We start from the raw sequence: 13,697 nt of genomic DNA on the forward strand, positions 1-13,697 counted from the left end.
AGGGGGACCGCCGACGAAGCCGGTGGTGGAGGGGGCTCTCCACCAAGCACAGCGCTCGCGGAAGCCCCCCTCCACCAGCCTTCGGCTGGTCCCCTCCCCGCGAGCGGGGAGGATTTCGCCCCGTCACAGCTTCTCGGTCAGCTCCGGCACGATCTTGAACAGGTCGCCGACCAGGCCGACGTCGGCGACCTGGAAGATCGGCGCGTCCTCGTCCTTGTTGATCGCGACGATGATCTTCGAGTCCTTCATCCCCGCGAGATGCTGGATCGCGCCGGAGATGCCGACCGCGACATAGACCTCCGGCGCGACGATCTTGCCGGTCTGGCCGACCTGATAGTCGTTGGGGACATAGCCCGCGTCGACCGCCGCGCGGCTCGCGCCCACCGCCGCGCCGAGCTTGTCCGCCAGCGGCTCGATCAGCTCGTGGAACTTCTCGCCCGAGCCGAGCGCGCGCCCGCCCGAGACGATCACGCGCGCGCTGGTCAGCTCGGGGCGGGTCAGCGCCGCGATCTCCGCGCCCTCGAAGGTCGCGAGTCCGGTGTCACCGGTGCCCGCCACCGCCTCGATCGTGCCGCTGCCGCCCTCGGCCGCGGCCTTCTCGAACGCGGTGCCGCGCACCGTCAGCACCTTCTTGGCGTCGCGCGTCTGCACCGTGGCGATCGCGTTGCCCGCGTAGATCGGGCGCGTGAACGTGTCCTCGCCCTCGACCGACAGCACGTCGCTGATCTGCATGACGTCGAGCAGCGCGGCGACGCGCGGCGCGATCGCCTTGCCCGTGGTGGTGGCGGGCGCGACGAAGGCATCGTGGTGCCCCATCAGCTCGACCACCAGCGGCGCGACATTCTCGGCGAGCTGGTGCGCGTAGGCGGCGTCGTCGGCGACATGGACCTTGCCCACGCCCGCGATCCTGGCGGCCGCCTGCGCGACGCCGTCGACCCCCTGCCCCGCCACCAGCAGATGGACCTCACCGAGCTTGGCCGCCGCGGTCACCGCGGAGAGCGTGGCGTCCTTGACGGACTGGCCGTCGTGCTCGACCCAAACCAGAGTCTTCATGCTGCGCTCCCTTACTTCGCGATGCCGAGCGACTTGAGCTTGCCCGCCAGCTCGTCGACGTCGGCGACCTTGACGCCCGCGGTGCGCTTCGACGGCTCGGCGACCTTCACCGTCGTGAGCCGCGGCGCGACGTCGACGCCGACGTCCGCGGCGGTCTTGGTCACGAGCGGCTTCGACTTGGCCTTCATGATGTTGGGCAGCGAGGCGTAGCGCGGCTCGTTGAGGCGCAGGTCGGTCGTCACGATCGCGGGCAATTTGAAGCGATCGGTCTCGAGCCCGCCGTCGACCTCGCGCGTCACCGTCACGGCGTCGGCGCTCAGCTCGACCTTGGAGGCGAAGGTCGCCTGGCCCCAGCCGAGCAAGGCGGCGAGCATCTGGCCGGTCTGGTTGTTGTCGTCGTCGATCGCCTGCTTGCCGAGGATGACGAGCTGCGGCTGCTCCTCCGCCACGATCTTGGCGAGGATCTTGGCGACGCCGAGCGGCTCCACCTTGGTGTCACTGGTGACGAGGATGGCGCGGTCGGCGCCCATCGCCAGCGCGGTGCGAAGCGTGTCCTGCGCCTTGGGCTCGCCGATCGAGACCGCGACGATCTCGGTGACGGTCCCCTTCTCCTTGAGCCGGATCGCCTCCTCGACCGCGATCTCGTCGAAGGGGTTCATGCTCATCTTGACGTTGGCGAGGTCGACGCCCGAGCCGTCCGCCTTCACACGGGGTTTCACGTTATAGTCAAGCACGCGCTTGACCGGCACCAAGACCTTCATCAGCGTCCTTCCGATCCTGCGGTCGGGGCGCGCGTTCGCGGCCCCGGTGTGGGCTCCACATGGCGGTTTTCCGCGCTTTTCGCAAGTTCAGTACGGAAAGCCCGGTTGCCGTAGCGGCAGCGTTCTCGGCGTCAACGCGCGGGGCGCGGACATGGTGGCCGGGGCAGGTGATTTTCGCGTCGCGCCTTGATCGCCGCGGCGCATGGGCGGGCACAGGCAGCGAGATTTGTGCCGCACCAGCCCGTATCACAACCTGCGGTCATCCCGGACTTGGTCCGGGATCCACTCCTCCGCTCACTCGCCGGCGATCGGGTCTGCGCGCCGGTAGATCCCGGACCAAGTCCGGGATGACGGAAGAGAGAGGGGTGCCCGAAGGGTGTGAGGCGACGCCACCAGGCGCCGCCCCTCCTCACTCAGGCGACCTTCTTCACCTCGGCGACGATCTTCTGCGCGGCGTCGCCCAGGTCGTTGGCGGGGACGATCGCGAGGCCGGAGGTGGACAGGATCTCCTTGCCCTTGTCGACATTCGTGCCCTCGAGGCGCACGACCAGCGGCACCGACAGGTTCACTTCCTTCGCCGCGGCGACGATGCCCTCGGCGATGATGTCGCACTTCATGATGCCGCCGAAAATGTTGACGAGGATGCCCTTCACCGCCGGATCGGCGAGGATGATCTTGAACGCCGCCGTCACCTTCTCCTTGCTCGCGCCGCCGCCGACGTCGAGGAAGTTGGCGGGGAACATGCCGTTGAGCTTGATGATGTCCATCGTCGCCATGGCGAGGCCGGCGCCGTTGACCATGCAGCCGATGTCGCCGTCGAGCTTGATATAGGCGAGGTCGTACTTGGACGCTTCCAGCTCGGCGGCGTCTTCCTCGGTCTCGTCGCGCAGCTCGGCGAGGTCCTTGTGGCGGAACATCGCGTTGCCGTCGAAGCCGACCTTGGCGTCGAGCACCATCAGCTTGCCGTCGTCGGTGACCGCCAGCGGGTTGATCTCGATCTGCTCGGCGTCGGTGCCGAGGAAGGCGTCGTACAGCTTCGCCGCGACGTTGGCCGCCTGCTTGGCGAGATCGCCGCTCAGCTGGAGCGCGCCCGCGACCGCACGGCCGTGGTGCGGCTGGAAGCCGGTCACCGGGTCGACGTCGATCGAGTGGATCCTCTCGGGCGTGTCATGCGCGACCGTCTCGATGTCCATGCCGCCCTCGGTCGAGGCGACGAACGAGATGCGGCCGGTGGCGCGATTGACGAGCAGCGCGAGGTAGAATTCCTTGGCGATGTCGACGCCGTCGGTGACGTAGAGGCGGTTGACCTGCTTGCCGGCGTCGCCGGTCTGGATCGTCACCAGCGTGTTGCCGAGCATCTCGGTGGCGGCGTGGCGCACCTCGTCCTCGGTCCTGGCGAGACGGACGCCGCCCTTGGCCTCGGGCGACAGCTCCTTGAACTTGCCCTTGCCGCGTCCGCCGGCGTGGATCTGCGCCTTCACCACGTAGAGCGGCCCGGGCAACTTCTTGGAGGCGGCGACCGCCTCCTCCACGCTCATCGCGGCGAAGCCCGCGGGCACGGGCACGCCGAACTTCGCGAGCAGCTCCTTGGCCTGATATTCGTGGATGTTCATGCGCGGTCTCCGACACAGCAGGACAGACTAGACTGGAGCGTGCCTTAGGCGCTTGCGGCAGGGGAATCCACCCCGCGGTTTGGCTTTCCGAAACACGGGACGCAGTTGCGAGGCGATAGCATTAGAGTGTGAGAAGGGTGGCACGGGCATGTGAATTTGCGTTTGACGGCGCGAGGGCGCCGTCGTGGCGGGCGGAGGTGCCTGATGACGCTGCACTTGCTCTCCCCCGCGCGCCGGCGGACCGCGCCACCACCGAGCACCACAACACGCCTTTGCGGTTGCCGATCTGTTCCACTTGGCGCAGAGCGAGAGCGTGACGTCGCCCTTCCCCGCGCTGCCGCACCCCGCCCTCCACGCCAGCCACTCGGGCGTGTGGGTGGCGCGCGCCGGCGAGACGCGCGCGCTCTCGCGCGGCGAGGCGATCCGGCTCGCCGCCGACACGCCGGTGATCCTGCTCAACGCCCCGCTGGTGGCGCAGCGGCTCGGTTATGCCGAGCTGTCGGGGCTCGACCTGCTCGAGCTGTTCGCCTTCCTCCACCCCGCGCGTTTCGCGGTGCCGACCCCGCGCGGGATCGCGCAGGTGGCCGGGCTCGACGCCCCGGCGCGCGATGAAGACGTCGCCGCCTTTCTCGCCGTCGCGGCCGAGCGGCTGCTCGCGGTGACGCAGGCGAGCGACTGGTCCGAGCGCGAGGGCGCCTGGACCGCCGCACAGTCGCTCACCCGCGCGCGCTGGCCGTGGGCGCCGATCGTCGCGCCGCGGATCGCCAAGCCGGCGCAGCACGAGCGCTGGCTGTTCTCGCGCCTGCCCGAGTGGCAGGAGACCGCGCCCCGCCCTGCCCCCCGCGCGGTGACGCTCGACGACGCCGCGGTGATCGAGCGGCTTGCGACGCTCGTCGGCGGCGACGCCGAGGTGCGGACCGGCCAGCGCGCTTACGCCGCGGCCGCGGGAGCCGCGTTTGCGCCGCGGGCGGCGCGCGACATGCCCAACCTCGTGCTCGCCGAGGCGGGGACCGGGATCGGCAAGACGCTCGGCTATCTCGCCCCCGCCAGCCTGTGGGCCGAGCAGGCCGGCGGCGCGGTGTGGATCTCCACCTATACCAAGGCGCTGCAACGCCAGCTCGGGCATGAGACGCGGCGGCTCCACCCCGATCGCGCGGTGCGCAAGGCGCGCGTGGTGACGCGCAAGGGGCGCGAGAATTATCTCTGCCTGCTCAACCTCGAGGACGCGCTGCAGGGCGGCTTCGCCGGGCGCGCGGCGATCCTGGCGCATCTGGTGGCGCGCTGGGCGGCCTATAGCGACGACGGCGACATGGTGGGGGGCGACCTGCCGGGCTGGCTCGTCACGCTGTTCCGCCGCAACGGCTCGGCCGCGCTGACCGACCGGCGCGGCGAGTGCGTCTACGCCGGCTGCCCGCATTACCGCCGCTGCTTCATCGAGCGCGCCGCGCGCGCCTCGGCCGAGGCCGACCTCGTCATCGCCAACCACGCCCTCGTGATGGTCAACGCCGCGCGCGGGCGCGAGACCGCGACCCGGCCGACGCGCTACGTGTTCGACGAGGGGCACCATCTGTTCGACGCCGCCGACGCGATGTTCGGCACCGCGCTGACCGGGCAGGAGACGATCGAGCTGCGCCGCTGGATCGTCGGCCCCGAGGGCAACGCGCGCGGGCGGCGGCGCGGGCTCCAGGCGCGGCTGTCCGACCTCGCCAGCTACGACGAGCAGGGCGCGCGCGCGATCACCGAGATCGTCGCGGCGGCGGGGGCGCTCGCCGCCGACGGCTGGCTCCAGCGAGTCGCCGAAGGGCAGCCGTTCGGCGCGATCGAGACGCTGCTCGCCGCGGTGCGCGGGCTCGCCTACGCGCGCGCCGAGCAGGACGCCGACGCGGGCTACGGGCTCGAGACCGAGCTCGCCGAGCCCACCCCCGAGCTGATCGAGGCGGCGGCGCCCGCCGCGCACGCGCTCGACTCGCTGGTGCGCCCGATGGTGGCGCTGGGCAAACGGCTCGAGGCGGTGCTCGCCGACGCACCCGACTGGATGGACGCGCCGGCGCGCGCGCGGGTCGAGGGCGCGATCGCCTCGCTCGGCTGGCGCGCCGAGACCGTCGCGGCGTGGCTCGCGCTGCTGGCGCGCGTCGGCGGTCCGGCAGACCCGCGCTTCGTCGACTGGCTCGCGGTCGAGCGTGGCGAGGGGCGCGAATATGATATCGGGCTGCACCGCCGCTGGCTCGACCCGACGCTCCCCTTCGCCGAGACGGTGCTCAAGCCGGCGCACGGCGCGCTCGTCACCTCGGCGACGCTCACCGCGGGCGGCGACTGGGAGACCGCCGAGGCGCGAGTCGGTGCGCCGCATCTGCAGCGCGCGCCGGGCCGCTTCGCCGCGCCGAGCCCGTTCGACTACGCGCGCAACGCCGAGGTGGTGGTCGTCACCGACGTCAAGCGCGGCGACGTGCCCGCGCTCGCCAATGCCTATGCGCGGCTGATCGAGGCGTCGGGCGGCGGCGCGCTCGGGCTGTTCACCGCGATCCGCCGGCTGCGCGCGGTCCACGCGCGTCTCGCCGACCGGCTCGCGCGCGCCGGGCTGCCGCTCCACGCGCAGCACGTCGACCCGATCGACACGGGCACCTTGGTCGACATCTTCCGCGACGATCCGCACGCCAGCCTGCTCGGCACCGACGCGCTGCGCGACGGCGTCGACGTGCCCGGCCAGTCGCTGCGACTGGTGGTGATGGAGGGCGTGCCCTGGCCCAAGCCGACCGTGCTCCACGCCGCGCGCCGGCTCGCCGGCGGCGGGAGCGCCTACGACGACCGCATCGTGCGCGCGCGGCTGGCGCAGGCGTTCGGGCGGCTGATCCGGCGCGGCGACGACGCGGGCCTGTTCGTGCTGCTGTCGGCGGCGATGCCGTCTCGGCTGCTCGACGCGTTTCCGCCGGGCGTGCGGGTGTCCCGCGTGCCGCTCGACGAGGCGGTGAACCGCGTGCGGCAGCGGCTTTCCACCGCCGGGCCGATCGGGCATGAGGCCGACCCTCACGACGCCCGAGCGGAGCTGCCCGAATGAAGACGCTGACGCTGCTGCGCCACGCCAAGTCGGGCTGGGACGACGGCGTGCCGCGCGACCTCGATCGCCCGCTCAACCCCAAGGGCCGCCGCGCCGCGCAGGCGATGGGGCGCGAGATCAAGGCGATGGGGCTCGAGTTCGACCGCGTGATCGCCTCCCCCGCGGTGCGCGTGCGCGAGACGATCGACGAGCTCGAGCGCGGGCTCGGCCGCGCGCTGGCGCCCGATTGGGACCGGCGGCTGTACCTCGCCTCGGCGGCGACGCTGCTCGACGTGGTGCACGAGCAGGACGACGCGGCGGAGACGCTGCTGCTGGTCGGCCACAACCCCGGGCTGGAAGAGCTGGTGCTAGGGCTGGTGCCCGAGGCGCCGGGCGGGCTGCGCGACGCGGTGGAGGAGAAATACCCCACGGCGACGCTGGCCGAGCTGACCTTCGCGGTCGATGGCTGGAGCGACGCGGCGTGCGGCGGCGCGACGCTGACCCGCTTCGTCCGCCCGCGCGACATCGACGCGACCTTGGGTCCGGACGGGGAGTAGCGGTTCCTCGCGGACGCAGTGTGAGATCCTCCCCTGCAAGGGGAGGATCGAGCGGCATCGACCCAGTGTTTTCCCTCCCCACAGGCGGCGAGATCTAGCACACCCCACTAAAGCCCGGGTGCGCGGGGCGCATGTGCTTCTTTATTCCCCATCGACGAGGTCGGCTTTTACAAGCACATTGATCGCAAAGGGGAGATTCCATGCACCGTCGCCGTCTGTTCGCGTTCCTCACCACCACCGCGGGGCTCGCCGTGGCGCTGCCCGCGACGGCGCAGCAGGCGCCCGACGCGCCGGCGCAGGACACCTTTGCGGCCCAGACTGCCACGATCTCCTCTGCGAGCGCCAACCCCGCTCCCGCCGACGGCGACGTCGTCGTCACCGCGCGCTTCCGCAACGAGTCGCTCCAGCAGGTGCCGATCGCGATCACCGCGATCAGCGGCGCCTCGCTCGCCGAGCGCCAGCTCAACAACGTCCAGGCGATCACCGCCGCGATCCCCTCGGTCAACTTCCGCACCGGCGCGTCGAACAAGGACCGCACGATCTTCATCCGCGGCGTCGGCACGATCACCACCTCGCCCGGCGTCGAGCCCTCGGTCTCGACCGTGCTCGACGGCGTGGTGCTCACCCGCCCGGGCCAGGCGACGCTCGATCTCGGCGAGGTCGAGCGGATCGAGGTGCTGCGCGGGCCGCAGGGGACGTTGTTCGGCAAGAACGCCTCGGCCGGCGTGGTCAATATCGTCACGCGCGATCCCGGCGACAGCTTCGCCGCCTTCGGCGAGCTCGGCGCCACCACCGACGAGGAATATCGCGTCAAGGCGGGTGTGTCGGGGCCGCTGATCCCGGGCAAGCTCGCCGCGCTGATCGGCGGCCTCTACGACGATTTCGACGGCAACACGCGCAACGTCGTGACCGGCAACGACACCAACGCCTCGCGCCGCTACGGCGTCCGCGCCAAGCTGGTCGCGACCCCGACCGAGACGCTCAAGCTCACCGCGATCGGCGACTATCTCAACACGAGGGAGACGGTCGCGGCGGTCTACGCCTCCGCCAGCCAGATCGCCTATCCGAGCCGCGCGGTGACCACCTCGGCGCCGTTGATCGCGGCGCTGGGTGCGCGGGGGATCACCCCCTCGCCGAGCAACCGCGCCAACGCGACCGACATCGACACCGACGTGCGCGACGAGAATTACGGCGGCTCGCTCACCGCCGAGCTCGGGCTGGGCGACTATCAGGTCACCTCGATCACCGCGTGGCGCCAGTGGCTCAACCACCAGCGCCAGGACTATGACGGGCTGACCGGGCTGAGCACCGCCTTCCCGCAGGGGCTCGACGACGGCACGGTGAACAGCAAGCAATTCTCGCAGGAGCTGCGGCTCACCTCGCCGCGCGGCGGGCTGATCGACTATGTCGTCGGCGCCTATTACCTGCGCGGCGAGACCGACGAGCGCTACCAGCGCACGCTCACCACGCTGACCGCGGGCGCGCCGCTCACCACCGTCGGCGTCGCCAATTATGGTATCACCAGCCACAATTACGCTCTGTTCGGCGAGGCCAACGTCAACTTCAGTTCCGCTTTCCGCGCCATCGCCGGCTATCGCTCGACCTGGGACACGCTCGACTTCTACCATGTCCGCACGTCGAGCAACGACCCGACCAACAGCGGCGCGGCCGCGCTCGATCGTCCCGCGATCCGCGCCTATCACAACGCCAGCGGCAGCACCGACCGGCGCGGCGACAGCTACCGCCTCGGCCTCCAGCTCGATCTCGGCGCGCGCGCGCAGACCTATTTCACCTACTCGCGCGGCTACAAGGGGCCGGCGTACAACGTCTATTTCAACATGCGCTCGCTCAACGCGACGACCCTGCTCGACGAGCTGCCGCTCAGCCCGGAGACGAGCGACTCGTTCGAGATCGGGCTCAAGGGCAGCACCGCCGACCGCGCGCTGAGCTACAGCCTCGCGGCCTATACCACGACGTTCGACGGCTATCAGGCCAATTTCAACGACGTCGTCGACGGCGCGCAGGTCACCCGGCTGATCAACGCGGGCTCGGTGCGCTCGCGCGGGGTCGAGGCCGACGTGACGCTGCGCCCGACCGCGGGGCTGACGGTCGACCTCTCCGGCGCCTTCACCGACGCCACGGTGCGCGACTTCCTCTGCCCGACCGGCGCGCCGACCAGCTGCAACATCAACGGCCAGCCTTTGCCCTTCGCGCCGCGCGTCAAGCTGTACGAGAATGCCGCCTACCGCTTCGCGCTGAGCGACTCGCTGTCGATGGAGCTGCAGAGCGACGTCAGCTTCAGCTCCAAGACGCAATATTCGCTCAACCAGACGCCGAGCACGATCCAGCCCGCTTATGCGATCTGGAACGCCAGCGTGGCGCTGATCCGCCCCGGTGACGGCTGGCAGCTGCGCGCGTACGTCAAGAACATCACCGACCAATCCTATGCCAGCTTCCTCGCCAACGGCTCGTTCGCTGGCACGGTGCGATTCGTGCCGCGCGACGACCGGCGCTATGCCGGGCTGCTGCTGCGCAAGGATTTCTGACGATGGCGGAGGATACGAGCCGGCGCGGCGTGCTGCTGGCGGGGACGGGCGGGGCGTTCGGGCTGTACAGCTGGGCGGCGGGCGCGGCGGAGGCGGCGACGCCGGTGCCGCGCCGCTCGCGCCGGCTCGCGCGCGTGTCGGGCGCCCGCCCGCGCAACATCCTGTTCGTGCTGACCGACGACCATCGCTACGACGCGATGGGCTTCATGAAGGCGCAGGATTTCGGCGACACGCCGACGCTCGACCGGCTCGCGCGTGAGGGCACGCATTTCCGCAATGCCTTCGTCACCACGGCTCTGTGCTCGCCGAGCCGCGCCTCGATCTTCACCGGCCTCTACGCGCACCAGCACAAGGTGGTGGACAACAACCACCCGATCCCGCCCGGGCTCGTCTATTATCCCGAGTACCTCCAGGCCGCCGGCTACGACACCGCCTTCATCGGCAAGTGGCATATGGGCGAGGAGGGCGACTCGCCCCAGCCCGGCTTCGACCGTTGGGTCAGCTTCCGCGGCCAGGGCAGCTACCTGCCCGAGGCGAACGGGCTCAACGTCGACGGTCGGAAGGTACCGCAGAAGGGCTATATCACCGACGAGCTGACCGACTATGCGCTCGACTGGCTCGGCGAGCGCCCCAAGGGCAAGCCGTGGATGATGCACCTCGCGCACAAGGCGGTGCACTCCGAGTTCATCCCGGCGGAGCGCCACAAGGGCCGCTACGACAAGGAGACCTTTCGCTATCCGGGGTCGATGAAGCCGGGCGTCACGGGTCGCCCGATGTGGGTCGAGAACCAGCGCAACAGCTGGCACGGCGTCGGCTACCCCTATCACGGCACGCTCGACATCGGTGACTATTACAAGCGCTACATGGAGACGCTGCTCGCGGTCGACGAGGGCCTGGCCAGGATCATGGACCTGCTCGAGCAGCGCGGCGAGCTCGACGACACGCTGATCCTCTACATGGGCGACAACGGCTTCATGTTCGGCGAGCACGGGCTGATCGACAAGCGCGCGGCCTATGAGGAATCGATGCGCGTGCCGATGCTGGCGCGCTGCCCGGCGCTGTTCCCCGCGGGCAGCGTGGTGGAGCAGGTGGTCGCCAACATCGACGTCGCGCCGACGATGCTCGCCGCCGCCGGGCTGCGCGCGCCCGCGGACATGGCGGGCGCGAACATGCTGCCGCTGGCGCGCGGCGGCGCGGTGCCGTGGCGCAGCGAATTGCTCTACGAATATTATTGGGAGCGCAACTTCCCGCAGACCCCGACCGTCCATGCGCTCCGCGAGGACCGGTACAAGTACATGCACTTCCACGGCATCTGGGATCTGGACGAGCTGTACGACCTCGCCGCCGACCCGCACGAGAGCGACAATCTGCTCGCCCGCCCCGGCCACGAGGACCTCGCCGCGCGGATGAGCAGCAAGCTGTTCGCGCTGCTGGAGACGACCGGCGGCATGGCGATCCCGCTCAGCGCCGACGCGGGCGTGCGCAACGACCTGCGCGACCCGCGCGGGCCGCGTCAGGCGCCCTTCGCGCCCGGCTTCTTCCGCCCGCCGCGGGCCGGCTAGCGTCCGCCTTATCGAAGCTGAAGCGTGCTCCAGCGAACGCCGAAGCCCGCAGCTCCGGGGGCGGCGTTCGTGGCTCTGGGCTCCTACTTGTGCAGGAGCACGCTCGTGCTTCGGACATACCCGACCGCTCTCCAACCGCACCGGACCGGGGCATCTCCCCGCATCGGGTGACGCGAAACTGTAAAAAGGTTCCCTCGCGTCAGCCTCCCTGCCCCAATGGGGCTGGAAATTTTATTGCCGAGTTGCTATAAGAGGCCGGCACGGGCGCATTCGTTCTCGCGTCCCTGGAGACGTCAAACCTTCTGCTCCCCTCGTCAGTCCGTTCCGCGGTGCTTGCCGGCGCGGGTCGCAGCGGACTGCGGGAGCCCTAACATTGGAAAGGCCTCCTATGGCTGCCAAGGCTCTGCATTTCGATGTCGGTGACTATGTCGTCTATCCCAAGCACGGGGTCGGCCGTGTGATCGAGCTGCAGAAACAGGAGATCGCGGGCATGCAGCTGGAGCTGTACGTGCTGCGGTTCGAGAAGGAGCGGATGACGCTGCGCGTCCCCACCAACAAGGCCGAATCGGTCGGCATGCGCAAGCTCTCGTCGGACAAGACGATGCGCGAGGCGATGGAGACGCTCAAGGGCAAGCCCAAGGTGAAGCGGACGATGTGGTCGCGTCGCGCGCAGGAATATGAGGCGAAGATCAACTCGGGCGACCTCGTCTCGATCGCCGAGGTGGTGCGCGACCTGTTCCGCGCCGACGACCAGCCCGAGCAGAGCTATTCCGAGCGCCAGATCTTCGAGGGCGCGTGCAGCCGCCTCGCGCGCGAGCTCGCCGCGATGGAGCAGATCGACGAGCCGGCGGCGCAGGAGAAGATCCTCGACATCCTCCGCAAGGCCGCGGCGATCTACAACAAGGACAAGGTGCCGGCGTAACCCGCCGCATCGGGTCAAATGACGAGGGGGGCGGTCCGCGGGCCGCCCCTTTTCGTTTGCGCGTCGCCACGTTGTGTATTAGTGGTGCAATACACGTTCGGGAGAAGAGGACATGCGCGCGATCATCGCCGCCGTACTGCTGCCGCTGGCGGCCTGCGGCAACAGCTTCAGCGTCGACACGGACGATCGGCCCGGCATCCCGGCCACGGGCAGCGGCAACCAGCGCAGCTACGCGGCGTCGGGCTTCGACTCGGTCGAGCTCGCCGGTAGCGACGACGTCAGCGTGCGGGTTGGCGGCGGCTTCGCGGTCACCGCCGAGGGCGACACCGAGGCGCTCGACAAGCTCAAGATCACGCGCGACGGCAGCACGCTGCGGGTGTCGCGCCGCAACGGCCGCTCGCGCGGGCACGCGCGGGTGACGGTGACGATGCCGACGATCACCGGCGCAACGCTGGCGGGGTCGGGCAACCTCTCGGTCGATCGAGTCGAGGCGCGCGCGTTCAAGGCGAAGCTGGCGGGCTCGGGCAACCTTACCGTGGCGGCGCTGCGTGCCGAGCAGGCCGACGTCTCAATCGCCGGTTCGGGCAACGCCGCGCTCACCGGGCGCTCGGGCACGCTCGACCTGTCGATCGCTGGCTCGGGCAACGTGACGCTGGCGGGCGAGAGCGATCGGCTCGAAGCGTCGATCGCGGGCTCGGGCGACGTGGCGGGCGAGCGGCTGGTCGCCAAGGCCGCCGACATCAAGGTGATGGGATCGGGCAGCGTCCGCGCCACGGTCGACGGCCAGGCCGAGGTGATGGCGATGGGGTCGGGCGACGTCGACCTCGGGCCGCGCGCGCGCTGCTCGGTGCGCAAGATGGGGTCGGGCAGCGTGCGGTGCGGCGGCTGATCCTCGCCGCTGCGCTGCTCGCGCTCGCCGCCGCGCCGGCGAGCGCGGCGGAGCGGCGCTGGCCGGTCGCCACGGTCGAGCGGCTGCGGGTAGAGACGCCCGCGACGGTACGAGTCGTCGTCGCGGCGTCGGACGGCGCGGGCACCGGCGTCTCCGCCAGCGCGGCCGATCCGGCGGCGCTCGACACGCTGAGGGTCGAGGCGAGCGGGGGAACGCTGGTCCTGCGCGGCGGGGCGGCGAGCGCCGGCGCGGTGGTGACGGTGGTCGCGCCGCGGCTCACCGCCGTCGCGGTCTATGCCGCGGCGCGTGTGACGATCGCGGCGATGCGCGGCGAGCGCGTCGAGCTGTCGGCCGCGGCGGGGTCGATCGACGTGGCCGCGCTCGACGCGGCACGACTCAGCGCGACACTGGCAGGCGACGCGACGGTCACGCTGGCCGGTCGCTCGCCCGACGCGACGCTGATCGCCAACGGCATCGGCACGATCGACGCGCGCGCGCTGGCGACGCAGCGGCTGACGGTGCGCGGCGCGGGCGACTCGATCGTGCGCGGCGCGGCGTCCCAGGCGGCGACGGTGGTGGCGATCCAGAACGCGCAGGTCAGCGTCTCCGGCCGGCCGCGCTGCGAGATGCGCGCGGTGCCGCCCGCTTCGGCGACGTGCGGGCGGTGAGACGCAGCCGCTGCTGAGGCACGTGCCAAGTCTGCCTCTCCCCGTCATCCCGGACGTGTTCGGGATGACGGGCGCGCCGTCGACTCACGTCA

General features: G+C 70.7%; 10 protein-coding genes. 7 read left to right on the top strand and 3 right to left on the bottom strand.

Going from position 1 to position 13,697, the window contains the following annotated elements; translation table 11 throughout:
* Positions 1 to 123: 123 nt before the first annotated feature.
* From K7957_RS08560 to sucC, 3 genes are all read right to left on the bottom strand, one after another.
* Entirely contained in the window at positions 124 to 1,053 is a 930-nt protein-coding gene (locus K7957_RS08560) for an electron transfer flavoprotein subunit alpha/FixB family protein (protein WP_223011544.1), read from the bottom strand.
* An 11-nt stretch (positions 1,054 to 1,064) separates the two neighbouring features.
* Positions 1,065 to 1,814, bottom strand: coding sequence for an electron transfer flavoprotein subunit beta/FixA family protein (locus tag K7957_RS08565; RefSeq protein WP_223011545.1), 750 nt, complete (start codon positions 1,812 to 1,814; stop codon positions 1,065 to 1,067).
* A gap of 413 nt (positions 1,815 to 2,227) precedes the next feature.
* A complete protein-coding gene (sucC, locus tag K7957_RS08570; RefSeq protein WP_223011546.1) occupies positions 2,228 to 3,427 on the bottom strand; it encodes an ADP-forming succinate--CoA ligase subunit beta in 1,200 nt (399 codons plus the stop codon).
* Between the two features lie 313 nt (positions 3,428 to 3,740).
* Between sucC and K7957_RS08575 the strand changes: the two genes are divergently transcribed.
* From K7957_RS08575 to K7957_RS08605, 7 genes are all read left to right on the top strand, one after another.
* Positions 3,741 to 6,482 carry an ATP-dependent DNA helicase gene (locus K7957_RS08575; RefSeq protein ID WP_223011547.1) on the top strand — a complete coding sequence of 914 codons (2,742 nt, stop codon included), beginning with the start codon at positions 3,741 to 3,743 and terminating at the stop codon, positions 6,480 to 6,482.
* Complete coding sequence (locus tag K7957_RS08580) at positions 6,479 to 7,018, top strand: SixA phosphatase family protein (protein ID WP_223011548.1); 540 nt, start codon at positions 6,479 to 6,481, stop codon at positions 7,016 to 7,018. Before K7957_RS08575 ends, K7957_RS08580 begins: the two co-directional genes overlap by 4 nt.
* Positions 7,019 to 7,218: 200 nt before the next feature.
* Positions 7,219 to 9,564 (top strand): TonB-dependent receptor, encoded by a 2,346-nt coding sequence (locus K7957_RS08585; protein ID WP_223011549.1) that lies wholly within the window; start codon positions 7,219 to 7,221, stop codon positions 9,562 to 9,564.
* 2 nt (positions 9,565 to 9,566) lie between these two features.
* On the top strand, positions 9,567 to 11,126 hold the full coding sequence (locus K7957_RS08590; protein WP_223011550.1) for a sulfatase family protein: 1,560 nt from the start codon (positions 9,567 to 9,569) through the stop codon (positions 11,124 to 11,126).
* Between the two features lie 388 nt (positions 11,127 to 11,514).
* Positions 11,515 to 12,048, top strand: a complete 534-nt coding sequence (locus K7957_RS08595) for a CarD family transcriptional regulator (protein WP_219755021.1) — start codon at positions 11,515 to 11,517, stop codon at positions 12,046 to 12,048.
* A 112-nt stretch (positions 12,049 to 12,160) separates the two neighbouring features.
* Positions 12,161 to 12,937 (top strand): head GIN domain-containing protein, encoded by a 777-nt coding sequence (locus tag K7957_RS08600; RefSeq protein ID WP_223011551.1) that lies wholly within the window; start codon positions 12,161 to 12,163, stop codon positions 12,935 to 12,937.
* Positions 12,925 to 13,605, top strand: coding sequence for a GIN domain-containing protein (locus K7957_RS08605; protein WP_223011552.1), 681 nt, complete (start codon positions 12,925 to 12,927; stop codon positions 13,603 to 13,605). The genes K7957_RS08600 and K7957_RS08605 overlap by 13 nt, the downstream gene beginning before the upstream one ends.
* Positions 13,606 to 13,697 lie beyond the last annotated feature (92 nt).

Source organism: Sphingomonas yunnanensis (assembly GCF_019898765.1).
In the GTDB taxonomy this organism is placed as follows: domain Bacteria; phylum Pseudomonadota; class Alphaproteobacteria; order Sphingomonadales; family Sphingomonadaceae; genus Sphingomonas; species Sphingomonas yunnanensis.

Excerpts from the sequence above, each read along its gene's own strand:
- K7957_RS08560 (WP_223011544.1), bottom strand. The coding sequence starts at position 1,053 with ATGAAGACTCTGGTTTGGGTCGAGCACGACGGCCAGTCCGTCAAGGAC.
- K7957_RS08565 (WP_223011545.1), bottom strand. The coding sequence starts at position 1,814 with ATGAAGGTCTTGGTGCCGGTCAAGCGCGTGCTTGACTATAACGTGAAA.
- sucC (WP_223011546.1), bottom strand. The coding sequence starts at position 3,427 with ATGAACATCCACGAATATCAGGCCAAGGAGCTGCTCGCGAAGTTCGGC.
- K7957_RS08580 (WP_223011548.1), top strand. The coding sequence starts at position 6,479 with ATGAAGACGCTGACGCTGCTGCGCCACGCCAAGTCGGGCTGGGACGAC.
- K7957_RS08585 (WP_223011549.1), top strand. The coding sequence starts at position 7,219 with ATGCACCGTCGCCGTCTGTTCGCGTTCCTCACCACCACCGCGGGGCTC.
- K7957_RS08590 (WP_223011550.1), top strand. The coding sequence starts at position 9,567 with ATGGCGGAGGATACGAGCCGGCGCGGCGTGCTGCTGGCGGGGACGGGC.
- K7957_RS08595 (WP_219755021.1), top strand. The coding sequence starts at position 11,515 with ATGGCTGCCAAGGCTCTGCATTTCGATGTCGGTGACTATGTCGTCTAT.
- K7957_RS08600 (WP_223011551.1), top strand. The coding sequence starts at position 12,161 with ATGCGCGCGATCATCGCCGCCGTACTGCTGCCGCTGGCGGCCTGCGGC.